At 33.5% G+C, this 26,355-nt stretch carries 27 protein-coding genes; 10 read left to right on the top strand and 17 right to left on the bottom strand.

The annotated features are described in order from the left end of the window. Positions 1-65: 65 nt before the first annotated feature. Positions 66-2,126 carry a S9 family peptidase gene (locus tag QLQ94_RS13225; RefSeq protein ID WP_482497402.1) on the bottom strand — a complete coding sequence of 687 codons (2,061 nt, stop codon included), beginning with the start codon at positions 2,124-2,126 and terminating at the stop codon, positions 66-68. A 142-nt stretch (positions 2,127-2,268) separates the two neighbouring features. Here QLQ94_RS13225 and QLQ94_RS13220 point away from each other — a divergent pair, with 142 nt between their 5' ends. Beyond that, the gene (locus tag QLQ94_RS13220) at positions 2,269-2,589 is read left to right on the top strand and encodes a YbaB/EbfC family nucleoid-associated protein (RefSeq protein ID WP_072955651.1); all 321 of its coding nucleotides are present in this window, start codon (positions 2,269-2,271) and stop codon (positions 2,587-2,589) included. 152 nt (positions 2,590-2,741) lie between these two features. Here QLQ94_RS13220 and QLQ94_RS13215 read toward each other — a convergent pair whose 3' ends face one another. Then, positions 2,742-3,761, bottom strand: a complete 1,020-nt coding sequence (locus tag QLQ94_RS13215; RefSeq protein ID WP_427402585.1) for a threonine aldolase family protein — start codon at positions 3,759-3,761, stop codon at positions 2,742-2,744. Positions 3,762-3,911: 150 nt separating this feature from the next. After that, positions 3,912-4,973 carry a flavin monoamine oxidase family protein gene (locus tag QLQ94_RS13210; protein WP_427402584.1) on the bottom strand — a complete coding sequence of 354 codons (1,062 nt, stop codon included), beginning with the start codon at positions 4,971-4,973 and terminating at the stop codon, positions 3,912-3,914. A gap of 196 nt (positions 4,974-5,169) precedes the next feature. Here QLQ94_RS13210 and prfB point away from each other — a divergent pair. From prfB to lpxD, 3 genes are all read left to right on the top strand, one after another. Further along, positions 5,170-6,268 (top strand): peptide chain release factor 2 gene (prfB, locus tag QLQ94_RS13205; protein WP_271335627.1). Its coding sequence is split into 2 segments (ribosomal slippage): positions 5,170-5,232 and positions 5,234-6,268, totalling 1,098 coding nucleotides; the frame shifts between segments, so codons are not numbered across the junction. 111 nt (positions 6,269-6,379) lie between these two features. Beyond that, positions 6,380-6,826, top strand: a complete 447-nt coding sequence (gene msrB / locus QLQ94_RS13200; protein ID WP_271335626.1) for a peptide-methionine (R)-S-oxide reductase MsrB — start codon at positions 6,380-6,382, stop codon at positions 6,824-6,826. A gap of 623 nt (positions 6,827-7,449) precedes the next feature. After that, positions 7,450-8,448, top strand: a complete 999-nt coding sequence (gene lpxD, locus QLQ94_RS13195) for a UDP-3-O-(3-hydroxymyristoyl)glucosamine N-acyltransferase (RefSeq protein ID WP_271335625.1) — start codon at positions 7,450-7,452, stop codon at positions 8,446-8,448. Positions 8,449-8,509: 61 nt separating this feature from the next. Here the strand turns inward: lpxD and QLQ94_RS13190 are convergent, their stop codons facing one another. From QLQ94_RS13190 to QLQ94_RS13175, 4 genes are all read right to left on the bottom strand, one after another. Continuing rightward, positions 8,510-8,716: a hypothetical protein gene (locus QLQ94_RS13190; RefSeq protein WP_271335624.1), complete on the bottom strand. Its 207-nt coding sequence runs from the start codon at positions 8,714-8,716 to the stop codon at positions 8,510-8,512. A gap of 178 nt (positions 8,717-8,894) precedes the next feature. Beyond that, complete coding sequence (locus QLQ94_RS13185; RefSeq protein WP_427402583.1) at positions 8,895-9,206, bottom strand: DUF3817 domain-containing protein; 312 nt, start codon at positions 9,204-9,206, stop codon at positions 8,895-8,897. Positions 9,207-9,212: 6 nt separating this feature from the next. Next, complete coding sequence (locus QLQ94_RS13180; RefSeq protein WP_427402582.1) at positions 9,213-9,671, bottom strand: hypothetical protein; 459 nt, start codon at positions 9,669-9,671, stop codon at positions 9,213-9,215. Between the two features lie 69 nt (positions 9,672-9,740). Continuing rightward, positions 9,741-10,331, bottom strand: coding sequence for a TetR/AcrR family transcriptional regulator (locus QLQ94_RS13175; RefSeq protein ID WP_427402581.1), 591 nt, complete (start codon positions 10,329-10,331; stop codon positions 9,741-9,743). A gap of 200 nt (positions 10,332-10,531) precedes the next feature. Between QLQ94_RS13175 and QLQ94_RS13170 the strand changes: the two genes are divergently transcribed. The 5 genes from QLQ94_RS13170 to hemN all read left to right on the top strand — a co-directional run bounded on the left by QLQ94_RS13170 (position 10,532) and on the right by hemN (position 15,241). Next, complete coding sequence (locus tag QLQ94_RS13170; protein WP_427402580.1) at positions 10,532-12,160, top strand: acyl-CoA carboxylase subunit beta; 1,629 nt, start codon at positions 10,532-10,534, stop codon at positions 12,158-12,160. A 120-nt stretch (positions 12,161-12,280) separates the two neighbouring features. Then, complete coding sequence (locus QLQ94_RS13165; RefSeq protein ID WP_482497399.1) at positions 12,281-12,703, top strand: DoxX family protein; 423 nt, start codon at positions 12,281-12,283, stop codon at positions 12,701-12,703. A gap of 120 nt (positions 12,704-12,823) precedes the next feature. Continuing rightward, entirely contained in the window at positions 12,824-13,171 is a 348-nt protein-coding gene (locus tag QLQ94_RS13160; protein WP_427402579.1) for a hypothetical protein, read from the top strand. A 113-nt stretch (positions 13,172-13,284) separates the two neighbouring features. Beyond that, on the top strand, positions 13,285-13,761 hold the full coding sequence (locus tag QLQ94_RS13155; protein ID WP_427402578.1) for a hypothetical protein: 477 nt from the start codon (positions 13,285-13,287) through the stop codon (positions 13,759-13,761). A gap of 118 nt (positions 13,762-13,879) precedes the next feature. Beyond that, positions 13,880-15,241 (top strand): oxygen-independent coproporphyrinogen III oxidase, encoded by a 1,362-nt coding sequence (gene hemN / locus QLQ94_RS13150; protein ID WP_427402577.1) that lies wholly within the window; start codon positions 13,880-13,882, stop codon positions 15,239-15,241. Here hemN and QLQ94_RS13145 read toward each other — a convergent pair. From QLQ94_RS13145 to QLQ94_RS13110, 8 genes are all read right to left on the bottom strand, one after another. Next, positions 15,238-15,939: a sulfite exporter TauE/SafE family protein gene (locus QLQ94_RS13145; protein ID WP_271335614.1), complete on the bottom strand. Its 702-nt coding sequence runs from the start codon at positions 15,937-15,939 to the stop codon at positions 15,238-15,240. The two genes, hemN and QLQ94_RS13145, sit on opposite strands and share 4 nt — an antisense overlap. Positions 15,940-16,060: 121 nt before the next feature. Next, positions 16,061-16,510 carry a FixH family protein gene (locus tag QLQ94_RS13140; protein ID WP_271335613.1) on the bottom strand — a complete coding sequence of 150 codons (450 nt, stop codon included), beginning with the start codon at positions 16,508-16,510 and terminating at the stop codon, positions 16,061-16,063. Between the two features lie 103 nt (positions 16,511-16,613). Beyond that, positions 16,614-18,032 carry a cytochrome c oxidase accessory protein CcoG gene (ccoG, locus tag QLQ94_RS13135; RefSeq protein ID WP_271335612.1) on the bottom strand — a complete coding sequence of 473 codons (1,419 nt, stop codon included), beginning with the start codon at positions 18,030-18,032 and terminating at the stop codon, positions 16,614-16,616. Between the two features lie 12 nt (positions 18,033-18,044). Further along, entirely contained in the window at positions 18,045-18,983 is a 939-nt protein-coding gene (locus QLQ94_RS13130) for a cbb3-type cytochrome c oxidase N-terminal domain-containing protein (protein WP_271335611.1), read from the bottom strand. Beyond that, entirely contained in the window at positions 18,980-19,180 is a 201-nt protein-coding gene (locus QLQ94_RS13125; RefSeq protein WP_271335610.1) for a CcoQ/FixQ family Cbb3-type cytochrome c oxidase assembly chaperone, read from the bottom strand. Before QLQ94_RS13125 ends, QLQ94_RS13130 begins: the two co-directional genes overlap by 4 nt. A 7-nt stretch (positions 19,181-19,187) precedes the next feature. Next, positions 19,188-21,374: a cytochrome-c oxidase, cbb3-type subunit I gene (gene ccoN, locus QLQ94_RS13120; protein ID WP_271335609.1), complete on the bottom strand. Its 2,187-nt coding sequence runs from the start codon at positions 21,372-21,374 to the stop codon at positions 19,188-19,190. Between the two features lie 2 nt (positions 21,375-21,376). Continuing rightward, positions 21,377-21,568: a cbb3-type cytochrome oxidase assembly protein CcoS gene (gene ccoS, locus QLQ94_RS13115; RefSeq protein ID WP_271335608.1), complete on the bottom strand. Its 192-nt coding sequence runs from the start codon at positions 21,566-21,568 to the stop codon at positions 21,377-21,379. 108 nt (positions 21,569-21,676) lie between these two features. Further along, positions 21,677-24,070, bottom strand: a complete 2,394-nt coding sequence (locus QLQ94_RS13110; RefSeq protein WP_482497396.1) for a heavy metal translocating P-type ATPase — start codon at positions 24,068-24,070, stop codon at positions 21,677-21,679. A gap of 204 nt (positions 24,071-24,274) precedes the next feature. Here QLQ94_RS13110 and QLQ94_RS13105 point away from each other — a divergent pair, with 204 nt between their 5' ends. Next, the gene (locus tag QLQ94_RS13105) at positions 24,275-24,955 is read left to right on the top strand and encodes a Crp/Fnr family transcriptional regulator (RefSeq protein ID WP_482499977.1); all 681 of its coding nucleotides are present in this window, start codon (positions 24,275-24,277) and stop codon (positions 24,953-24,955) included. Here the strand turns inward: QLQ94_RS13105 and mazG are convergent, their stop codons facing one another. Together mazG and QLQ94_RS13095 are read right to left on the bottom strand one after the other, a co-directional pair. After that, positions 24,956-25,726 (bottom strand): nucleoside triphosphate pyrophosphohydrolase, encoded by a 771-nt coding sequence (gene mazG / locus QLQ94_RS13100; protein WP_271335605.1) that lies wholly within the window; start codon positions 25,724-25,726, stop codon positions 24,956-24,958. It abuts the gene before it with no gap. A 101-nt stretch (positions 25,727-25,827) separates the two neighbouring features. After that, the gene (locus QLQ94_RS13095) at positions 25,828-26,313 is read right to left on the bottom strand and encodes a DUF5606 family protein (RefSeq protein WP_271335604.1); all 486 of its coding nucleotides are present in this window, start codon (positions 26,311-26,313) and stop codon (positions 25,828-25,830) included. Between the last annotated feature and the right edge of the window lie 42 nt (positions 26,314-26,355).

The following is a 26,355-nucleotide window of genomic DNA, read 5'->3' as shown; positions in this document are numbered from 1 at the left end:
AATAGTTAATCGAAGGTATTTTTAAATACCCTTGATAGGTTGCAAATTTAACAAAAAATTTCTAATTAGCTTTCAATTTTTTCTAAATCTAATAAAAAACTAAATTCTTTTGCTAAGTCTCTTAAAGCCTCAAAACGTCCAGAAGCTCCACCATGTCCCGCATCCATATTGGTATCTAAAAATAAAAGATTTTTATTTGTTTTTAGATTTCTAAGCTTAGCCACCCATTTAGCTGGCTCCCAATACTGTACCTGTGAATCGTGTAGTCCCGTAGAAACATACATATTAGGATAGTTTTGCGCTTTTATATTATCATACGGTGAGTACGATAACATATAATCGTAATATTTTTTATTATTCGGGTTTCCCCATTCGTCGTATTCTCCAGTTGTTAACGGAATACTGTCGTCTAACATAGTTGTAATAACATCTACAAAAGGTACCTGAGCAATCACTCCGTTGTATAATTCCGGAGCTTCATTGATAATAACACCCATTAAAAGTCCTCCTGCAGATCCTCCTTCAGCATATAAATGTTCAGGAGATGTGTAATTTTCACTGATTACAAATTTAGAGCAATCAATGAAATCTGTAAAGGTATTTTTCTTTTTTAACAGTTTTCCATCTTCATACCATTGTCTTCCTAAATCCTCTCCTCCTCTAATATGGGCGATTGCGTAAACAAAACCGCGATCTAACAAAGAAAGTCGGGTCGATGAGAAATAAGTATCCATTGTGATTCCGTATGAACCATAAGCATAAAGCAATAACGGATTTTTACCGTTTTTATTTAATCCTTTACGGTAAATCATCGAAATAGGCACTTTGACACCATCTCTGGCAGTTGCCCAGACACGTTCTTCGATATAATTCTCTTTATCAAACTTACCTCCCAAAACCTGGTGTTCTTTTAAGATTTCCTTGGTTTTAGTCTTCATATCAAAATCAATTACAGACGAAGGCGTTGCAAGCGATTGATAGCTATAACGCAAAATATCTGTATCAAAATCAATATTTGTGGTAGTATAAGCGTTGTAAGTTTCACTGCCAAATGGAAGATAATAATCAGCTTCACCATTCCATGGCATAATACGAATATGATTCAAACCATTTGAGCGCTCTTCAACCACTAAATAGTTTTTAAAAATTTCGATATCTTCCAACAAAACGTCTTCGCGATGCGGAATTAGGTCAACCCAGTTTTTCTTGCCTGTTTTATTTTCAGGCGTTTTCATCAACTTAAAGTTAGTCGCCTTGTCTTTATTGGTTAAAATATAAAAAGAGTCCTCAAAATGAGAAATAGTATATTCTAAACCGCGAACACGAGGCTGGAAAACCTCAAATTCACCATCAGGAGTATCAGAATTCAAAATTCTATATTCAGTAGTCAATGTACTTCCTGAACCAATAACAATATATTTTCTTGATTTCTCTTTGCTTACAGAAACATTAAAAGTATCATCAGTTTCATTAAAAACCAAAACATCAGCCGCAGTATCAGTATTTAGTTTATGTCTAAAAACCTTATCTGCCCTTAAAGTTACCTCATCTTGTCTCGTATAAAAAATAGTATTATTATCATTTGCCCAAACTGATCCTCCGGTAGCATTTTCGATTTTATCTGATAAAATCTCTCCTGTTTCTAAGTTTTTGATCTGAATAGTATAAATTCTTCTTCCTACGATATCAACCCCAAAACTTGCAAACTTGTTATCCGGACTCACACTTAAACCTCCTAATTTAAAATAAGCCTGATCTTTTGCCAATTCATTGCAATTGAATAAAATTTCTTCATCTGCAGAAAGGCTTCCCTTTTTTCTTGAAAATATCGGATAATCCTGTCCAGTCTCGAAACGGGTAATATAATAGTAACCATTATAGAAATAAGGCACCGATGAATCATCTTCCTTAATTCTGCTTTTCATTTCCTCATACAAATTCTCCTGAAGATCTTTTGTATGCGAAGTCATACTTTGGTAATATGAGTTTTCCTGATTTAGATAATCGATAACTTCAGGATTTTCGCGGTCGTTAAGCCAAAAATAATTATCGACTCTTGTTTCTTTATGTTTTTTTAATGATTTAGGAATTTCTTTGGCTTTTGGAGCCATTATATCGTTTTGCATTGATTAAGCATTAGTTTTTAAATACGAAGGAGCAAAAATACTACAAAGACAACAGAAGAGAATTAATTTTTTCATAAAATATTCTATTGTTATCATACAGCAATATACTAATTTTGTATGAATTAATTTAAAATCGACAAAAATGGATTTAATGGGAATGATGGGTAAACTTAAAGAAACCCAACAAAAAATTGAAGATACAAAAAAGCGTCTGGATACTGTTTTGATTGATGAACAAAGCGCTGACGGCTTACTAAAAGTAACATTAACAGCAAATAGAAAGATAAAATCAATCTCTATTGACGACTCTTTGCTTGAAGATAAAGAACAACTTGAAGACTATCTTATTATAACACTAAACAAAGCAATTGAAAAAGCAACAAGTGTTAATGAACAAGAACTTGATGCTGTTGCAAAAATGGATATGCCAATGATTCCGGGAATGGATAATTTGTTTAAATAGATTTCAAAAGGCACAAAGGTTCAGATTTGCAAAGGTTCAAAGTTTTTTTATCTTGCACACCTGAAGTTTCTGGACAAAAAAAAGAGGCATATTTTGCCTCTTTTTTTATTAAACGTTTGTTCCTTTGCACCTATGCTACTTTGCACCTTTTTTTAGAATTTCTGCAACGTTTCAATCACATAGGTATGCATTACTTCTTTATAATCTAAATGCGTTACAACCCTAAGTTTATTGTGTCCCATTGAGCTGATCAATATATTTTTGTTTTTTAATTTTTCAATCAAAAGCTGATCACTGTAACCTTCAGTCAGCGAGAAAATCAAAATATTAGTTTCTACCGGTTCTATATGCGCTACCCAAGGTTTTGTGCTTATTACTGCTGCAATTTCTTTAGCCCTTCTATGATCCTCCGCTAATCGTTCGATATTATTTGCCAAAGCATACAATCCTGCCGCCGCCAAATAACCTACCTGACGCATTCCTCCGCCAAGTATCTTTCTGATTCTCAACGCTCTGTGAATATCAGCTTTAGATCCTAATAATACTGAACCAATTGGCGCACCTAAACCTTTTGACAAACAAACCGAAATAGTATCGAAAATAGCTCCAAATTCTTTCGGATTTTGTCTTTTGGCTACCAATGCATTCCAAATTCTGGCTCCATCAAGATGGAATTTCAAATTATTAGCATCACAAACCTTTTTTATTTCTCTTAAATCTTCTAATTCATAACAAGCGCCACCACCTTTGTTTGTTGTGTTTTCTACACAAACCAAACTTGTTAGCGGAGCATGATAAAATTCCGGATCATTGATCGCAGCAGCCACCTGACTTGCAGTAATCATTCCTCGATTCCCATCTAATAGACAGCATGAAACACCGCTGTTAAACGAAACTCCTCCACCTTCATAATTGTAGACATGTGCATATTTATCTGCAATTAACTGCTCTCCGGGTTGTGTATGTAATTTGATAGCGGTTTGATTTGCCATAGTTCCTGACGGAAAAAAAAGCCCGGCTTCCATACCAAAAAATTCAGCTACTCTGGTCTCTAACTCTATAACCGTAGGATCTTGCCTGTATACATCATCGCCAACATGAGCGTTAAACATATACTGCAACATTTCGTGTGTAGGCTTGGTAATGGTATCGCTAATTAAATTTATTTCCATATTCTAAAAAGTATATCTTTTTTTGTAGAGCAAAATTACATATTCCTAAGAGTTATTCTTGGTAAGTTTTATTAAAATTTAACTTGAAACTTACTATAGAACCAAATTAACGTAATATTTGCAAAAAACATATAAAACCACCACATTATTCTACAGATAATTTACAATTTTAGAAACTATTTTGTTGGCTGAAAATACAGCACCCTCGATGTACCCCGGAAAGTGAGACGAAGTTTCTGTGCCGGAGATATAAAATTTATTATTAAAATAGTCCTGAGAAAAAACAGCATTCCCGTTGTTTTGATGCGGATAAACAAAAGTATTTCCCTGTTCTTTATCCTTGGTAAAAGACTCTTCAGACCAAATAATTTCTTCATAAGCAACATATCCTAAAACTTCAGAACCTAATAGCCGTTCCAACTGACTGATTATTTTTTCTTTTCTTTCCGCTTTAGAAAATTGAGAATAACCACTATTAATAAATCCACATAAAGCGTATTTTGTGACTTCATAATTAGAATGATCGTAAAACTCGGTTACTGGCCCAACATTACTAAACAAAGTCCCGGATATATTTTTATTCCTCCAGAATGGCTCTTTATAAACCAAAGCCACCTTAATAGCATCCTGCATCCAGGTATGAGTAGATTTAGCAATATCACTAAGCTCTGACGAAATTGACGGCGAAAACTTAATTGAATTAACCAATAAGGCAGGCGGTAAAGTTGAAATCACAATATCTGTTTCAAAACTTCTATGATCCGTAGTTATCATGACAACATCATTATTAAAATCTAACTCTTTTACCTGTTGATTCAAATAAACCTCCTCTTTATCAAAATATTCTGCCAGCACTTTTATCAACGATGATGTACCGCCGGCTATTCTATAACTCGGATTGTCATCCGGAATATCAATACTTTGCGGTGGCGTCATAGAAAAAGCTTCAAAATAAGCGGTACCCTTCATATGTTGTTCAAAATACGAAAGTCCAAGTTCTTTTAACAAAGCCAAAAGATTAATATGTTGTTCTCCAAACCAGGTTGCCCCCATTTCTACAGGAGTTTCATTCGCACTTAAAACCGTCGAAATTCTACCGCCCAAACGATTTCTTGCTTCCAGAATCTGAATTTTAAATCCTAATTTCTTCAATCTGTAACCAATTAATAATCCCGATAATCCACCTCCTAAAATTGTTATTCTTTGTTTCATCTTTATGTAAATTGTACGTACTTAAATTATCCATATCATTATTTGAGTTATAGACTTTAAATTTCTTTTTTCTCCTGTTAAATTTATTCCTATAATATAAAAACTATAGCTATTTTTGCAGGACAAAATTACGTTTTTAGAATGTTTATTTTAATGACGTACTATTTATAAAAACTTATAAAACTACTATTAATTTATGACAACTACCGAACAAATAAAAGGTATTGTGGAGCGCCTTGGTGCGTTGAGGAGGTATCTTTGACGTTGATGCCAAACTAATTGAAATCGCCAACGAAGAAGAAAAAACTTTCGCACCCGACTTTTGGAACAATCCAAAAGAAGCTGAAGTGATTGTAAAAAACCTTCGAAATAAGAAAAAATGGATCGAAGATTATAATAAAGCAATCGAACTTACAGATGAATTGCAACTTGCCTACGATTTTTATAAAGAAGGAGAACTTTCTGCAGAAGAATTAGACGAGCATTATAACACAACCCAGGCTCATATAGAAAACATCGAATTCAAAAACATGCTTTCTGACGAAGGTGACAGCTTAAGTGCCGTAGTACAAATTACTGCCGGTGCGGGCGGAACCGAAAGTTGTGATTGGGCAGGAATGCTGATGCGTATGTATATGATGTGGGGAGAAAGTTATGGCTTCAAGATAAAAGAACTTAACTTTCAGGCTGGTGAGGTTGCAGGAATAAAAACCGTAACGCTGGAGTTTGAAGGCGATTATTCTTTTGGATATTTAAAAGGAGAAAACGGCGTTCATCGCTTAGTGCGAATCTCTCCTTTTGATAGTAATGCCAAGCGTCATACTTCATTTGCATCTGTTTATGTCTATCCGCTTGTAGATGATAGTATCGAAATTGACATTAATCCTGCTGATATCGAAATTACAACTTCTCGTTCTAGTGGAGCTGGAGGACAAAATGTAAATAAGGTTGAAACAAAAGTGCAATTGGTTCACAAACCAACCGGAATCCAGATTCAATGTTCTGAAACTCGTTCTCAACAAGATAACAGACAACGCGCCATGCAAATGCTACGTTCTCAATTGTACGAAATCGAATTGAAAAAACAACAGGCACAACGTGCTGATATCGAAGCCGGAAAAATGAAAATCGAATGGGGTTCGCAAATACGTAATTATGTAATGCAGCCTTATAAACTAGTAAAAGATGTTCGTACCGGTTATGAAACAAGTGATGTTGATGGCGTAATGAACGGAAATATTGATCCTTTCCTGAAAGCATTTTTAATGATGATGGGACAAAAAGAGGAAGAATAATTTTTAGTCGCAGTTTTCAGTCACAGCTTTACAGTCCGCAAATACTGAGACTGAGATTGAAAACTGAGACTATAAACTGAAAACTGAGACTATAAATTAAATAAAAAAGTTATGATTAAGTGGGCAGATATAATTCATTTTACGAATAAAGGAAATCCTACTCCGGATAAAAGAGTGGAGAAAACTCCGGAAGAGTGGAAACAAATTTTAACTCCTGAAGAATTTCAGGTTACACGTTTAAAAGGTACAGAACGATCTTTTAGCTCTGAACTTTGCAGCTTATTCGATCCTGGAATATATGAATGCAAATGTTGTGGCACTTTACTTTTTGATGCAAGCGAAAAATTTGAATCAGGAACAGGCTGGCCTTCTTTTACACAACCTTTAAAAGAAAATGCAATCGCATACAATGCTGATAAATCATACGGAATGATTCGTGTCGAAGTAGTTTGTAATACCTGCGATGCACATTTAGGACACGTTTTTCCTGATGGTCCGGAACCAAGTGGTCTACGTTATTGCATTAATGCTATCTCATTGTCTAAAATAAAAGAATAAATATAAAAGCGATTCCTTGTTATCAAATGGATCGCTTTTTTGTTTTTCTACTGCAATAAAAATACCGAAAGAACTATTTCAAAATACCCTCCAAAAATCCTTCTGTTTTAAATCATGTAAGTTTTAACTTAACAACATAAATATTCCTGAAAGTTAAACTATAAAAACGGTCTCAAAATAATTGAATTAAAACACCGTTATATCTTATTTGCCAGTAATTAAATATAAGAATTTCGGAAAATCCTTAAAAGAAAAAGATAAACGGGAAACTTACAAAATTTCAACATCCTGAGAGAATCAATTACACAGACATTTGAAGCCCATAAAAAAGCAAAACAATTTGATTTAAAACAAGATACAGTTTCATTAATCTCTCTATCTATACAAATCGAACAGTTTATAAAAAGGCAATCAAAAACCTACAAATAGGCGAATTAAAAAAATTCATATACCACCAATAATTTAAAAACCATCAACAAATTAATAGATTTAATGTTAAATTTGTAATATTTAAACTATTATTTAAAATACTATTTAAAAAAGTTCAAAATAAGATTAGGTAATTTAAATCTAATTGATTTTATTTGGTGCGAATTAACCCCTAAATCAATTAAATTCATTCGATGAAATCCTATTCAATTCAAGAAATTAATGAAGTTATTAATGGCGTAATTTACGGCACAACTTCGCAAAGCGTATCAGCAACAGAACAATTAGAGAAAGCGACCACTTCTGAAATTTCATTTATAGGAAATAAAAAGTATGAAAAATTCTGGGAAGGATCAAAAGCTTCAATTGCAGTTGTAAATGAAGACATTTCGATCGAACCTGGAAATAATCGTGCTTTTATTAAAGTAAAGAATGCTGATTTAGCGATGTCTCAGATCTTAGCCCTTTTTGCTCCTCCTACTCCAATCTTTCGCAATAATATTCATAAGTCAGCAAATGTAGACGAAACAGCAATTATTGGCGAAGGTGCACGAATTGGTGCAGGCTGTTATATTGGTCCAAAAGTTGAAATTGGAGCACATGCAACTATTTATCCAAATGTTACAATTTTAGACGAATGTACTATTGGTAAAAACACCATTATCTGGTCAGGAACTGTAGTTCGTGAACGTTGTCATATTGGCAGCGATTGTATTATTCATCCAAATGCAACAATTGGTGCTGATGGTTTTGGGTTCCGTCCTTGTAGTGAAAAAGGTCTTGTAAAAATTCCGCAAATAGGAAATGTAATTATCGGAAACGGTGTTGAAATAGGTGCTAACTCTTGTGTTGATCGCGGAAAATTTAGCTCAACAGTTCTTGGTGACGGATGCAAAATCGACAATTTGGTTCAAATTGGACACAATAGTAAATTAGGTAAATTTTGTATCATGGCCGGAAATAGCGGTTTAGCCGGATCAGTGACTTTAGGAAATGGAGTTATTATTGGCGGAAGCGCTTCTATAAAAGATCATACTACTATTGGCGATGGTGCTATCGTTGGTGCAGGTTCTGGTGTAGTTGGCGATGTTGCTGCAGGTAAAACAATGTTGGGATATCCTGCTGTCGAAGCTCGTGATGCCTTAAAACAATGGGCAATTTTAAAACGAATGGTTTGCGATTCTAAAAAATAACAAACAATATATATCATATAAAAAAACAGAAGGTGACTTCTGTTTTTTTTTGCTTAATACTTTACAAAGCTTCACACTCAAAACCTGTAATTTTCATTAAGATCATAACTTCTTTTACGATATCAATATCAGATTCAAATCTTAAGATATTATCACAATCTTCAAGATCAAAGTTCCATTTTGATTTTGGAAAAAGCTTATTCAATTTTGCCGAAATTCGTTTCACCTTAGAAACGGTATCGATATTTGTTTTAAAAACTAAAACCATTTTTTTGATTTTTAATTTGATGATTTAAACTTAGGTGAATATAATTGTATTATTTAACCGCAAGCTGCGCAAAGATTTCATCCTAGTATTGTTTGTTTTTTACAGAACTATACATTTAAAATCTTGGTTTACTTTGCGGTAAAAACCGCTGTCTTTCCACAGTTTTTAGAATTGATGCTTATTTAACTTCAATCTTGCTTAAAATTTTAGCATCTATATAAAAAGTCCCAAACGGAATTAAACATGCCAAAAGCACTTTCCAGGTGGTATCACTAAATTTCCAATTTTGCTCTACACCTACGCTTAAAGTATTAAAAATAAATAGTAAAAATAAAGCCCCATGAATAGTCCCAATAGGTCTGGTTAAAAATGGCGTTTCAAAAATGTATTTTAAAGGAACAGCTATAAAAATCAAAACCAATAATGAAATTCCTTCTAAGAAACCAATAATTCGTAATCTTCCGGTATTTGTCTGTAGTAAATGTGTCATAAAATTTTATCTTAAATAAGGTCTGCTTGCTAAAGGTGAAAAAGGCCACGGAATGGCAATAAAAATGATGAATAAGGCTATTGAAAACCAAATGAGCATTGTCTTAAATTTATCACGATCAGTTGGCTTTCTTTTTGCCAAAGCCGAACCAATGGTTATTAAAACAATTGCAGTAAGCATTAATAAAATATGAAGAATTCCGAAGAAAGCACTATCCATATTTTGAATAGCTGTCGAAAAATTAGCCCAAAAATATTTTACAATTGGGCTTTGCACATACATTAGTATCCCGAAAATTAATTGAATATGAGCAATTGTAGCAGTCCAATGCCGGACTAAATTATCTGTCTTAGTAAACGATAATTGATAAAAACATCCTTTGTAAGCTCTAAAAATAGAATATAATAAGCTTATCAAAACGAACCATCTTAAAAAAGAATGGCAAATTAAAAGTATTTGATACATTGTTTTTTGATTATTGACAATGCAAATATATTCAAAAACATACTAACTAGTATGTTTTTGAATTAGATTTTATTTCAAGCCGTTCAAATAATCCCTAAACTCTTTTAAATAAACAATATAGCATGAATTATTATTTTGAAGTTTTCCAAAATTACGTATCCCCCAATAGCCCGACATAATAAAAAAAGCGACTTGTTCTCCATTAACTTCCTTTCGAACCAAGCCGGAATTTTGAGCCTCTAAAATTATTTTTTGAATAGTATGCATCCATTGATTTACCAATTCAAGCAAAGCTTTGCTAAACTGCGCATTCCAGGGAGTCATTTCCTGAGTTAAATTTCCAACCGGGCAACCGTATTTTACTTCTAAAAAAGGATCCTCAAGCAGTAAATATGAAATCATATTATACAAATCGTCAATAGGATTTTGCGAATTTTCAATTGGCTGTATAAAACTTTCAAGCATTGTAGGTTTTAAAATTTCTTCGATAATAGCGATTCCCATTTCATCTTTTGTTTTAAAATGATAATAAAAAGCACCTTTCGTAACTTGTGTAGTCGCAATGATATCATCAATACTAGTAGTTTGATAACCTTTTGAATAAATTAATTCAAACGCTTTATGAAGAATTGTTAGTCGTGTATTGGCTGCTTTTGACATAAAAAATACTAATTGGTATGAAACCACAAATTAAAGCAAAAAATATCACTAAAGATCAATTTGAAAGTCTGGTCTATTTTTTACAAAATTTATAATTTCAAAAACACACTTTTATTTTATAAGTCGATACTATTTATTGTGTGGGTTTCAATTGATTTTGTAAATTAGCCAACACTATTTTGTAAAAACAACAATATATCATGGATTTAAACTTCAATAAAAACGAAGATCACAATAAATTACTACTTTCTGACTTAAAACAAAGATTTGCCAAGGTGAAATTGGGGGGAGGCGAAAAACGTATCGAAAAACTGCATGCCGAGGGTAAAATGACAGCTCGCGAACGTATCGCTTATCTATTGGATGAAGGTGCAAAAAATATTGAAATTGGAGGTTTTGTCGGAGACGGAATGTATGCTGAACACGGCGGTTGTCCGTCTGGTGGTGTAGTCATAAAAATAGGATATATAAGAGGTAAACAATGTATTGTTGTTGCCAATGATGCCACTGTAAAGGCCGGCGCCTGGTTTCCTATTACAGGAAAGAAAAACCTTCGTGCGCAGGAAATTGCAATGGAAAACAGATTACCAATTATTTATTTAGTCGATAGTGCAGGTGTTTACTTACCACTTCAGGATGAAATTTTTCCCGACAAAGAACATTTTGGCCGAATCTTTAGAAACAATGCTCAAATGAGCAGTATGGGAATCACTCAAATTGCTGCCGTTATGGGCAGTTGTGTTGCTGGTGGCGCATACTTACCTATTATGAGTGATGAAGCCTTGATTGTAGATAAAACCGGAAGCATTTTCCTTGCAGGAAGTTATCTCGTAAAAGCAGCCATTGGCGAAACCATTGATAATGAAACTCTGGGCGGTGCGACAACACATTGCGAAATTTCCGGAGTGACAGATTATAAGGCTAAAGATGATAAAGATGCCTTAGATAAAATAAAAAATATAGTTGATAAAATAGGTGATTACGACAAAGCCGGTTATAACAGAATCAAAGCTGAAAAACCTGCTTTAGATCCCAAGGATATCTACGGAATTTTGCCAAAAGCCCGAAACGAGCAATATGATATGATGGAAATCATCAATCGTTTGGTTGATAATTCAGAATTTGAAGCTTATAAAGAGGGTTACGGCCAAACCATCATTACAGGTTATGCCAGAATCGACGGTTGGGCTGTAGGTATAGTTGCGAATCAAAGAAAAGTAGTAAAAACCAAAAAAGGCGAAATGCAGTTTGGTGGTGTCATATATTCTGACAGTGCTGATAAAGCAACTCGTTTTATTGCCAATTGCAACCAAAAGAAAATCCCGCTGGTATTTGTACAAGATGTAACCGGTTTTATGGTAGGATCAAAATCTGAACATGGCGGAATAATAAAAGACGGTGCAAAAATGGTTAACGCTGTAAGTAACTCTGTTGTTCCAAAATTCACCGTTATTGTTGGTAACTCATACGGAGCAGGAAATTATGCCATGTGCGGAAAAGCCTATGATCCGAGGTTAATTTTTGCCTGGCCAAGTGCAGAACTTGCCGTTATGGGCGGAACTCAGGCTGCAAAAGTATTGGCGCAAATTGAAGCTTCTTCGCTTAAAGCAAAAGGAGAAATCGTAGACGAAGCCAAAGAAGCGGAATTATTTAATAAAATAAAAGCACGTTACGACGAACAAACTTCGCCTTATTATGCCGCTTCAAGATTATGGACAGACGCGATCATCGATCCTCTAGATACTCGTACCTGGATTTCTCTGGGTATCGAAGCTGCCAACCACGCTCCTATTCAAAAAGCTTTTAATCTGGGTGTAATTCAGGTCTGATTTCCATAAACACATTAAATTCGTTAAAAAACTACCAAATCACTCATCTTTAACCCTTTAAAAACAAATACTTCATTAAAAATTAGTAACTTTATATGTAATTTCTAATCACGTAGTATCATGGAAAATGTAAAAAGTTTAAATAAATGGGCAAATGCGCACACTTATTTACCAGTAGATTTAGTACGTATTGTTTTAGGTGTTTTTTTATTTATGAAGGGAGTTTGGTTCATAACCAACATTCAGTATTTACATGATTTAATTTCGCCAATTGATCAATTTGGCGGCGGTATGTTTCTTGTACATTATATTGCGCCAGCCCACATGATTGGTGGCATTATGATCGTTTTCGGGCTACTTACGCGTTGGGCAATTGCAGCTCAGTTACCAATACTCTTTGGAGCAATCCTTATTAACTTTATGGGACATATGCACTCTGAAAGTTTAATTTTGGCAATAGTTGTTTTACTAGCTTGTATTCTCTTCCTTTTTTATGGAAGTGGAAAACATTCCGCTGATTATTATTTCAAAATGCAAAAATAATTTTATTCTATCCTCAGCAATAATTACAGGAATGTTGGGGATAAAATAATAACCAAACTTTAAAGTTAATTAATTCTTTAAAATTTCTTTAATTGTATTTTATGAGTTAAATTCGCCACCATGAATTGGATTCGTAAAACCGTTATTTTTCTATCACTTTTGATAATTGCTTTTTTTGCTGTTCAGGCAAATGAATCTGCTATTCAAATTACCGAAAGTCAAAAAACGGATACTAATTTTTCTATAGATCACTCTGATTCATTAGCATTTATACAACCACAGGCAAGTTATCAATTTACAGCAAATATCAAGACCAATCCTTCTATATTAGGTAAATGGTTTGATTCTTTATTGGTAGTGATTCCTCAGCATAAAGCAGTAAAATCAACATCAAATTTTGCGAATCAATTTGCAACCCAGAGCAAAAAAGTTCTTTTAATGCTCTATCCTTTCCATTTTTTCTGGTAGACAATTTATGAAGTTCCCGTCAGGAAAACAGTAGTTTTCCAACAAACTGAGCTATTTTCTCTTTTGAAAATAGTGCCAAATTTCATAGTAATTTACCAAATTTTTAAAACACAATGGAAACAAGTGTAACCATAATTGGTATTGTGATTGCGATCATAGTAGCCGTTCCTATTTATTATTCTGCACGATCGACTGCAGCTAACAAATCAAAAATTTTAGGCATAAAAAAGAAATTCAATCCAACACATCCGGAAGATTTCGATTTAACAGAATCTCAAAGCAATAAAACGCTTACGTTAGATCAAAAAAACAGACGATTTATCCTGATGAATTTCAATCCAAATCAACAAGAATCGACCTATCTGGATTTAAAAAGTGCTGCTTCTGCTAAATTAGTTTTAACAACCGAAGGACCTTCAGATACAATTGTCAAAATTGACTTTGAATTTCAGGACAAAGATTCTCCTAAAAAAATTACAATACCATTCTATGATTTTGATGACGACCGCATCAAACAAATAAGTGCTTATCAAGATCATCAGTTTGCAAAAAAATGGCTTAAAATCATCCAAGATTCTATTTCACGTTAGTTATTTAATTCAGAAAAGAGGCTCCTAGTGAGCCTCTTTTTATTTGGAATTATATGATATTTGTCATTTTTCATCCAGAGCATAAATTCTAATTTTGATTGAAACAAATTCTGACTTTATGAAAATCTCACTGACTCAAAAGTACAATGTCCCAGGTCCCAGATATACAAGTTATCCAACAGTTCCGTACTGGAACGAAAGTGATTTCACAGATCAAAAATGGATAGCGTCTTTTCAGAAAGCATTTTTAGAAAGTAATTTTCAAAACGGAATCAGTTTATACATACACTTACCATTTTGCGAAAGCATGTGTACCTTTTGCGGTTGCAATAAACGCATTACCAAGAACCATTCAGTCGAAGAAACGTATATAGAAGCCATTTTAAAAGAATGGGATTTGTACTGCCAATTGCTGCAGGAAAAACCAGTTATTAAAGAAATTCATTTAGGCGGAGGAACTCCAACCTTTTTCTCTACAAAAAATCTAGAATTACTTATAGGCGGTATTCTTTCTAAGGCAAATAAAGCAAAAGACTATGAATTTAGTTTTGAAGGTCATCCTAATAACACCACTTATGAACACCTTAAAAAATTATATGATTTAGGCTTTCGCCGTGTTAGTTTTGGTGTTCAGGATTATGCCGAAAAGGTTCAGAAAGCGATTCATAGAATTCAACCCTTCCATAATGTAGCAAAAGTTACTTTTTGGGCAAAAGAGATTGGTTATACTTCTATTGGTCATGATATTATATTTGGACTTCCATTTCAAACGATTGAAAACGTAATCGACACTGTCGAAAAAACAAATTCTCTAAAACCGGATCGTCTGGCCTTTTACAGCTACGCTCATGTGCCGTGGATAAAAGGAAACGGACAACGCGGATTCAATGAAGAGAATCTTCCTAAAGATGCTGAAAAAAGAATGCTGTATGAAACAGGAAAACAAATGCTTTCTAAAAACGGGTATCATGAAATTGGAATGGATCATTTTGCCTTAAAATCTGATAGTTTATATAAAGCAACCGAGAATAAGGAATTACACAGAAATTTTATGGGTTATAGTGCTTCAAAAACACAACTTATGATTGGTTTGGGCGTTTCATCTATTAGTGACAGCTGGTATAGTTTTACCCAAAACACAAAAAGTATAGAAGACTATTATCAATTGTTAGAAGAAAACAAACTACCGGTGGTAAAAGGTCATATTTTGAACAATGAAGATTTAATCATTAGAAAACACATATTAAACTTAACATGTAAATTTGAAACTTCATGGGATAATGAATTGTATTTTAAAGAAATCCATGCTGTTTTGGAAAATCTAAGAGAAATCGAAAAAGATCAATTAATTGTAATCGAAGAAAACAAAATTAAAATTACAGAAGCCGGAAGACCTTTTGTACGCAATATTTGTATGGCATTTGATTTACATTTAAAAAGAAAATCACCGGAAACAAACTTGTTTTCGATGACTGTTTAATGACAATTAGGAGTTTCTTGTACATTCATACTTATGTTTGATGGAGAGATATAAGGAATTCCTAAACATAGTCCTCTAAGGATAAATAAAACACCTATTAGTACCGCTACATATGGAATTGCCTTTTGGATCTTATTTCTAAAAGGCAGTTTTATCAATGAATTTATATAAACTACGATCGTCATTAGAGGCACAGTTCCTACTCCGAATAAAATCATATACAAAACTCCAAAGCCGGCACTTTGCATTGCAATTGCACCAAATAAGGCAACGTAAACCATTCCGCAGGGCAGAAAACCGTTTAATAATCCTATTGTGAAGAGAGATTTGTAGGTTTTCTTTTTAAACTGATTCCCCAGGCTTGATTTAATTTTTGAAATAATTCTATAAACCGGTTTTGAAAAATTGTATTTAGAAAAAACTTTTTCAGGTATCAAAACCACAAGAATCATGGCTACTCCTATAAAAACAGACATATTTTTTTGTACTCCTGCGAGATAAAAACCTTTTCCCAGCAATCCAAAAATTAATCCAATTGTTGCGTACGCAGTTAATCTTCCTAAATGATACGTTATAATCTGCGTTACTTTTTTTGCCTCATTTTGGCGATCTACGGGCAGCATCATAGCAATAGGACCGCACATTCCGATACAGTGCAGGCTGCTAATCAAACCTAATATAAAAGCTGAGTACAACATTTGATGTGTTTTTTTCTTTTTGCAAAAGATAAATAAGATCAAAAGGATTTGAAAATCTCTTTAAACAAAAGTTCAAATCTTGATAATCTGTGGTAGAAAATATCTTTTAAAGTATTCTCATCTAGTTTACGTAAATAACTTCTTTAGTTAAATATTTTGTTCCGTTATATTCCCATTCCATATTTACATCCCAACGTCCTTTTATAAGCTTCTTTTGCGGAATAAGCAACGCTGAATTGGTCAAGGCAATTTGTGTGTCAAAATCAAATTTCTTGTTTGATGGTCTGTATAACAAAACATTTCCTTTTACTTTATTGCTTTCAAAAGTAGAAGGAAAAGCTATTTTTACCCCATTTTCACTGTAAGAAATAGAAGGTTTATACTGCAAGTCATGGGCATTTTGAATTCGGGCCATTTCATCCTGAAAATGCGAATCATGTTTGTAGTATTCTTCAACTACTAAATCATTATCATATTTACTATTAGATTGTACTTCAAAAACAAAATATAATATAAAAGTCATAAACAATGCAAATGCAATGACAATTCCGGTTCCCCAATTGATTTTCATATTTGTAAATTTTATTTGTTATTGGTCAAATATGGCATCGCCTTTTTATTTGTTCTTATTTCAAAAAGTTTTATTTGTGGCGATTTCATGGTCTTTTTTTTTACTAATTAAAACTTCGCGGTCCTAAGAAATTTGTTGTTGTTGTTTCCAGCAATTCTTTGCCATTATAAACTCCAATTTTCACTTTGGTTTTATCACTTTCCAAAAGAGCTTCGTCAATTTCTATAAACAATGTTCCTTGAGAAATACCCTCTTTTAAAACTTTGAAATGCTGTTTTCCAACATTTTCAATACTTCCTTTTTGATCAATTAATTCAAAATGAATATCATGATAATCCTTCATTGTTTTATTAACAATTTTATAGGTATAAACATTACTGATCTTATCTCCTTTATGCTGAAATAACTGTCCTGGTAAACGTAAAACAACCGCTTGAACGTCTGTTCTAAGAAACAACATTCCAACAAAAACACTTAACAGAATAAATAAAACAGCTGTATAGCCTTTCATTCTTCCTGTAAATTTAAAAGGTGCTTTCTTAACGATTTCATCTTCAGACGCATATCTAATAAGACCTTTTGGCAAACCAACACTATCCATAATAGTGTCGCATTCATCGATACAAGCAGTACAATTAGTACATTCTAACTGTGTTCCGTTTCTTATATCAATTCCCATTGGGCAAACATGCACGCACTGATGACAATCAATACAATCGCCTTTTCCTGTTGTTGCCCTGTCTTCTTTTTTATTGAATTTTGCACGACCGGCTTCTTTTTCCCCGCGTACAAAATCATAGGCTACATTTATAGATTTATTATCTAAAAGAACTCCCTGCAGTCTTCCGTACGGACAGGCAATAATACAAACCTGTTCGCGAAACCATACAAATACAAAATAGAAAACTCCTGTAAAAATTAATAACGCAATGAAGTTACTGGATTGCTTAATTGGTCCTTCTTCGACCATTAAGAACAATTGATCACTACCTACTAAATAAGCCAGAAAAACATTAGCAATCCCAAATGAAATCAGAAAAAAGACAATCCATTTAGTCAGTCTTTTTCTAATTTTTTCTGTATTCCATTCTTGCCTTGCCAATCGCATCTGAGCACCACGATCGCCATCAATCCAATATTCGATTCGGCGAAAAACCATTTCTAAAAAAATAGTCTGGGGACAAATCCATCCACAAAAAATCCTTCCAAATACAACTGTAAACAAGATAATAAAAACAATACCAACCAGCATTGATATCACAAAGAGATAAAAATCCTGAGGCCAAAATGGAAATCCAAAAATATTAAAACGCCGCTCCATCACGTTAAACATCATGAATTGATTTCCGTTTACTTTTATAAACGGATTGGCAATTAAAATGGCTAATAAAATATAGCTGACTATTTTTCGATACTCATAGAACTTACCAGACGGTTTTTTAGGAAAAATAAATTTTCGATTACCTCCTTCATCAATAGTTCCAATGGTATCTCTAAAAGCTTCGTCTGGTAAATTTGACATAATTTATTGTAATTATTTTTTAACTTGGGTACTATCTGCTGCTGTACTTGCTGTGGTATCTTTCTTTGGAGCACTTTCATCTACCCAAATCTCGCCTTCCGGTTCTTTTGGATCTTTTGGATTACTACCTTGTAAGGATAGAATATAACTTGCTACTTTTTGAATTTCCTTTGGTTTCAAAGTTCCTTTCCAGGCAATCATTCCTTTTCCGTCACGACCTCCATTGGTTATAGTATGAAAGAGATTTTTTATTCCTCCGCCTAAAATCCAATGATCATCAGTTAAGTTAGGTCCAATTTGTCCACCAGCGTCAGCACGGTGACAAGCGGCGCAGTTCGTTGTAAATATTTCTTTACCTGCTGCTAAACTTTCTGGATCTGTAAGTAAAACAACTGTTTTCTCATCCATTAAATCCGGCGCAGTTTTAAGGTATTCGTCTACATCAATTTTTGCCTGAGCCATTTCTTTTTTAAGCTCCATCTCCTGATCATCTCCTCCAAAAACCTCATAACGAGCAAAATAAACAACTCCAAAAATAACACAGATATAGAATAAATATACCCACCATGGCGGTAAATTATTATCTAACTCTTTAATGCCATCATAATCATGATCCATTAATAGGTCACCTTCTTTTTCGATAGGCTGCGTTTTAGTAAGCTTGTGCATTAAATCTTTATACCAAGTACTTTCTGTTAAACTCAAACTATTTTCATATTCCAGTTTTGCCTTTTCTTCCGGTGACATCAATTGGTACATAATTCGATTAACGGCACTTAATGTAATTTCGATTGCAATTAAAATGAACAGAAATACAAACAAAAAGACAGATACCATTGGGTATTTTATAAATGCCGGCCTATCGCCTGAATCTATACAATACTCCATCAGACCAAAAACGATGAAGAAAATCAGCGGTACTCTTATATATGCTGGGAAAAACTTTTTCATTTTAAATTATCTTTTGAAATTATACTGTATCCTTCATCTAAAGGTATTTCACTCATTTCCTGTATTTTTTCTTTCTTATATGAGAATACCCAAAAACCTAATCCTACAAAAAAGAAAAAGAATATCAGGAGAGAAAGTATCGGGTAAATCTCTATACCCGAAATAGTCTCCATATTGTGTTTTATTTGTTCAAACATAGTGCTGTTATTTAGAAGTCTCTTTTACTTTAATATCGGTTCCAAGTCTTTGTATATAAGCAATCAAAGCAACAATTTCTCTCTCGTTCATTGGAACGAATTTTTCGCCTTTTTCAGCTGCCTTTTTCTTACTTTGCTCATAACTTTTGACAAAGTCAGGATCATTTTCTAAGCTTTTTTCAATTGCGATAGCCTGAACTCTTAATGTTTTTTGAGCATTTGCAACTTCAGATTCCGTATAAGGAACACCAAGGGTAACCATTACCTGCATTTTCTTTTGAGTTAATGAAATGTCCATTGGCTCATTATCAAACAACCATTTATAACCTGGCATAATTGAACCCGCAGAAATACTTTGTGGATTCCAGAAGTGGTTAAAATGCCAATTGTCATTGTACTTTCCACCTACTCTTAATAAATCAGGACCTGTACGTTTTGATCCCCAAAGAAATGGATGATCGTAAACAAATTCTCCTGCTTTTGATTGTGGCCCGTAACGTTCTACTTCACTTCTAAACGGACGAACTGATTGTGAGTGACAGCCTACGCAGCCTTCTCTTATATATAAATCACGTCCTTCAAGTTCTAAAGGTGAATAAGGCTTAACACTTGAAATTGTCGGAATATTCGATTTGACCATAATTGTTGGCACAATTTGAATTATACCTCCAATTAAAATAGCAATTGTTGCTAAAATGGTTAACTGAATTGGTTTTCTTTCTAACCAACTATGGAATTTTTCTCCTTTTAATCTGCTATTGCTTATTCTTTGTAATGCCGGAGCCTGAGCTAATTCATCCTCAATAGTATCACCTGCTCTAACGGTCATTATAATGTTGTAAACCAACGTAAACATTCCAATTAAATACAATGTACCTCCAATGGCTCTCATCCAGTACAGTGGCATAATTGCAGTAACTGTTTCAAGGAAATTTCCGTAAGTTAATGTTCCGTCTGGGTTAAATTGTTTCCACATTGATGCTTGCTGAAAACCAGCAACATACATAGGCAAAGTGTATAAAATAATTCCTAAAGTACCTATCCAGAAATGGAAGTTGGCTAATTTTTTAGAGAATAATGTACTCTTCGTCATTCGGGGAATTAACCAATAGATAATACCAAAAGACATAAAACCATTCCATGCTAAAGCTCCTACGTGAACGTGTGCAATAATCCAGTCAGTATAATGTGCAATAGCATTTACATTTTTCAGCGAAAGCATTGGTCCTTCAAAAGTTGCCATTCCGTAACCTGTTATGGCTACCACAAAGAATTTTAGAACTGGTTCTTCACGAACTTTATCCCAGGCACCTCTTAACGTTAAAAGTCCGTTGATCATACCTCCCCAAGATGGAGCGATAAGCATTACTGAAAATGCAACACCTAAATTTTGAGCCCAGTTTGGTAATGCTGAGTATAATAAGTGGTGAGGACCTGCCCAGATGTAAATAAAAATCAAGGACCAAAAGTGAATAATTGATAGTCTATAAGAATAAACAGGACGATTGGCTACTTTTGGTACAAAGTAATACATTAATCCTAAAAATGGAGTTGTAAGGAAAAATGCAACTGCATTATGTCCGTACCACCATTGTACTAAAGCATCCTGAACTCCTGCATAAACCGAATAACTTTTTAAGGCTGATACCGGAATTTCGATATTATTAAAAATATGTAAAACTGCTACTGTAACAAATGTTGCCAGATAAAACCAAATTGCAACATATAAGTGACGCTCTCTACGACGAAGCATTGTACCTATCATATTAATACCCATAACCACCCAGATTACGGCGATAGCGATATCAATAGGCCATTCTAATTCAGCATATTCTTTTGAAGAAGTATATCCTAAAGGAAGTGTAATTGCCGCAGCAACAATAATAAGCTGCCAACCCCAAAAATGTAAATTACTTAAAAAATCACTGAACATTCTGGCTTTCAGCAAACGCTGAAGCGAATAATACATACCCGCAAAAAAGGCATTACCAACAAAAGCAAAAATAACAGCATTGGTATGCAAAGGTCTTAATCGACCGTAGCTAAGCCACGAAATTCCATCTGTGATGTTGGGATAAAGGTACATAACCGCTAAGGTTAGCCCTACTAACATACCTACTACTCCAAAGAGAATAGTGGCGTAAATGAATTTTTTTACAATTTTGTTGTCGTAATAAAACTGTTCCATTTCCATAATTATACTTGTTTTTCTTCTGTTGTTGAATTGTTATTGTGGGGAGTAATTTTTGTCTCATCGTCAAAAAGCATTCTGACTGAGGGGGTATAATCATCGTCATATTGTCCGGATCTGACAGCGACAATAAAAGCAATAAAGAAACCTATTGCTACAAAAATACTTACTGAAATTAATAGATAAATGACACTCATACCTTAAATATATGTTAACAAAATTACTAAGTAATGGGCGGATAAAATATGATAATTATCATAATTGGAGACATATGTTAAATTTATAAAAAAAAGGGACTGTATTATCTATAACCTCTTTAAACTACTCTTGCTGAAATAGTTAGACATCAAAGTCACAAAACTTACGATTGTAATTGTACTTAAAGGCATGATAATAGCTGCTACCAAAGGAAGTAAGTTGCCGGTAACTGCAAAAGAAAGTCCTACAATATTGTAAAGAAGAGACAAAACGAAACTCATTTTAATTATTGTAATCGATTTCTGAGATAATTTTAAGAAATAATCCAATCTGGAAAATTCCGAAGCATCGAGAATTGCATCACAAGCAGGTGAGAAAACATTCACATTCTCAGAGATAGAAATTCCCACATTACTTTGCGCCAAAGCTCCGGCATCATTCAGCCCGTCTCCCACCATCATAACGTTCTTGCCTTTTTCCTGTAGATTTTTGATGAAATCCAGTTTTTGTTCCGGCTTCTGGTTAAAAATTAATTCTATCCCTTTTGGCAGGATACTTTCAAGATTTGCTCTTTCGCCATCATTATCACCGGAAAGTATTTTGATTTCGTAATTTTTACTAAGTGTGGAGAATAACTTTTCAAGACCTTCTCTGTATTGATTCTGAAAAACAAACTTGCCAAGATACTGCTCATTAATTTTAATATGAAGCGCTGTCTTTTCGATATCTGACGAATCAGAAACCAGATTGCCTACAAACTCTGCAGAGCCAATCCTGATGGTATGATTTTCGATGGAAGCCTGAATTCCTTTTCCTGTTATTTCCTGAAAATCATCAATTTTAATTTTATTTGTTTCCTTTAAAAAATCATATAACATTCGGCTTAAAGGATGATTTGAACCACGCAGAACATTTTTGATCAGAACATAATTTTGATCAGAAAGAGGATTTCCTTCATATAGTATATTAGATTTTTTATTGGTGGTAATTGTCCCGGTTTTATCAAAGACTATTGTATCAACTTTAGCCAATTGTTCGATTACTAGTGCATTTTTAAGATACATTTTCTGTTTTCCCATAATTCTCAGAATATTTCCGAAGGTAAATGGTGCTGTAAGCGCTAATGCACAAGGACAAGCAACAATTAGAACTGCCGTAAAAACATTAAAAGCTGTATTGGCATCAAAAAATATCCAATAACCAAAACCTGCAAAAGCAATAAGTAATAATATAGGAGTAAAATAACGACTTATAGTATCTGTAATTGTTTTATGCTTTTGAAGTACTTTTTTCTGAAAGATCTCATTACTCCACAATTGTGTCAGGTAACTTTGCGAAACTGAGTGCAGCACTTCTATTTCGACTACTTTGCCAATTTGCTTACCGCCGGCAAAAACTTTATCTCCGGATACTTTTGTAATAGGAACAGCTTCTCCGGTAACAAAACTATAATCTATTTCAGCTTTTTCACTAATCAAAATACCATCGACCGGAATTAATTCCTGATTTCTGATCAGCAATCGGTCTCCTTTTAAAACATCATAAACAGGAACGCTTTCTTCTGATGTATCTGTATTGATTCTGGTCACCGCAATTGGAAAATACGATTTAAAATCTCTTTCGAAACTTAAAAAACTATAGGTTTTAATCTGGAACATTTTTCCGAGCAGCATGAAGAAAACTAACCCTGTGAGACTATCAAAAAAACCTGACCCGTAGTTCATTACAATATCAAAAGTACTGCGAACAAACATCACGATAATTCCTAAAGCAATGGGAATATCTATATTTAGCATGCCTGACTTTATACTTTTATAGGCAGAAACATAATAACCGCTTGCGGAATATAAAAAACTGGGTAACGCCAGAACAAAAATTAGAATCCTGAAAAATGGTTTATAATTATCTAACCAAAACTCTTTGATCTCGAAATATTCGGGAAAAGATAACAGCATAATATTTCCGAAGCAGAAAAACGCAACGCCTAATTTATAGGTCAAAGTTCGATCTACATTTGTTTTGCCTGTTTCGTAGTTTTCTAAGCTAATATAAGGCTCATAACCAATTGAACTTAGCATATAAACAATAGTCTTTAGCGAAACAAGATCTGAATTGAAAGTAATTCGGACTCTTTTCTCAGGAAAATTAACTTGTGAAATGCTTATTCCGGGTTGTATTCTATTTAGATTTTCAAGAATCCAAATACAAGAACTGCAATGTATATGAGGTATATTTAATGAAACAATTGAGGTGTTTCCTTCTTGAAATTCTAAGACTTTTGACAAAATTGCTTCATTGTCCAAAAAATCATATTTTCCGTGAATATCTTGCGGAGTGGCACCTGGCGATTTTTCAAAATCATAATAACAGGTTAAATCATGAAGACTAAAAATTTCATAAACGGTTTTACATCCATTACAACAAAACTTTTTTTCATCAAAATTGATTTCTTCATTTTTAGCAATCGTTAACCCGCAATGAAAACAATTCTGCTCACTCATAAAATTTGTTTTTTTTGATGCAACAAATGTTAAAAAATCAAGAGATTATAAAAATGATATTTATCATGTTATAATTAAATCGGATTCTAAATTTAGCGAAATAAAACTGGCAAATTGAAATAATAGTTTTTTTCTGTGTATTTTCAGGAAGAATAACACTTTTCAATGCGAATATTAGTTAATTTTGCAACAAATATTATTGCCATGAATAAATGTGATCAATGCATCGTACGACAGCTTTCTTCTCTTAAAGCACTCAATAAAGATGAAGTTGTAAAATTGGCCAACAGCAAAACTACTTATAAGATTAAAAAAGGAGAAGCCATTTTTGAAGAAGGCGAAGTAACCAATGGTGTATTTTGTATAAAAGATGGGGTTGGTAAACTTTCTAAATTAAGCGCAAACGGAAAAGATCAGATCGTAAAACTGGTACAATCAGGTGAACTTTTAGGGCAACGCTCTATGATTAGTAATGAACCGGCAAACCTATCTGCAAAAGCAGTTGCTGATATGGAGGTTTGCTTTATTCCTAAAACTGAAATCTTACACTTTTTTAATAACAACAATAAGTTCTCGATGAATTTGATGCAATCTGTTTGCGAAGATCTAAAAGAATCTGAAAACAATAAAATTGCTTTAGTTCAAAAAACAGTTAAACAACGTTTAGCCGAAACCTTATTGCAGTTACACGATTCTTTTGGAGAAAATGCAGATAAAACCCTAAAAGTTCAACTTACAAGAGAAGAATTAGCAGGTATTATTGGGACTGCTACCGAAAGCTGTATCAGGTTATTATCAGATTTTAATAAACTGGATTTAATTGAATTAGTGGGTAAAAAAATTATGCTTAAAGATATCAGGGCATTAAAAAAAATGGCCGAGTAATCAGAGCTTTTTAGCTTCGTTCCAAAATACATCCATTTCTGCCAAAGTCATATCCATTAAGGGTTTCCCTAATTCGCCAGCTTTGCTTTCAAGATACTGAAAACGCTTAATAAATTTTTTATTGGTACGTTCTAAAGCATCTTCAGGATTTACGTTTAAAAAGCGGGCATAATTTATCATAGAGAATAAAACGTCTCCAAATTCAGCTTCAATTTTATCCTGATCTCCTGATTGAACTTCTATTTGTAACTCTTCTAATTCTTCTTGTACTTTATCCCAAACCTGGTGTGGTTCTTCCCAGTCAAAACCCACGCCTTTTACTTTATCCTGAATTCGGCTTGCCTTTACCAAAGCCGGTAAACTTTTTGGCACGCCTTCTAAAACTGATTTTTTACCTTCTTTAAGCTTTAATTTTTCCCAATTTTGTTTTACTTCTTCTTCATCTTTTACTACAGTATCACTATAAATATGAGGATGACGATGAATTAACTTTTCACAAATTTCATTACAAACATCAGCTATATCAAAATCGTTTGTTTCAGAACCAATTTTCGCATAAAAAACAATATGCAGCAAGAGATCTCCTAACTCTTTTTTTACTTCATTTAGATCATTATCCAAAATAGCATCACCCAATTCATATGTTTCTTCGATAGTAAGATGTCTTAGGGTTTGCAAAGTTTGCTTTTTATCCCACGGACATTGTTCACGAAGTTCATCCATGATAATTAGTAATCTTTCGAAAGCCTTAAGTTGAAGTTCCTTGCTCATTTTATGAAGTTTTATCGAGTTGTAATCTAATATTGTAAAAGTAAAAAATCCTGTCAAGAAAACATCTTAACAGGATTAATATATTTGAATGCAGTAAACTGCTATTCTTCTTTTTTAGCTTTTTCTTTTTTAGCAGCCGGAGCTTTTTTTGGCTTCTCTTCAACAACCGGAGTTTCCTCTGGAGTTTCAGCAGGAGCAGGAGCTAAATCAGTTACTAAACCTTTTGCCTCAAGCGTGTTGTACCAGTTTAATACTTTTTTTATATCTGAAGGATATACTCTTTCTTCATCATACTCAGGTAAAATCTCTTTGAAATAAGCTGCTAATGTAGCATTATCTTCTTTATGAGAAATAGCCTGACCTTTGTTTTCTTTAACAGCGATACGCTGCATTACTTCTGTCAATGGTTTTTCTCCTTCGTAAGTATAAATTGAAATCTCAGATAATAAACTTACGTTACTTTTTAAGTTAACAGTAATTTTTTTTCCGTCTGTCAATGATTCTGCCACAAAACCTGTACGAGTTTGCACTTTCAATACATATAAACCTGGTTTCCCAGAAATGGCTAAAATTTTCTCTAAATTCATGTTTATTAAAATTAGTATTAAGAATTTGATTTATTATATTTT

The organism is Flavobacterium sp. B114r (assembly GCF_056824125.1).
Note: the sequence above shows the minus strand (reverse complement) of the source record. Positions and strands in the feature narration are given on the sequence as shown.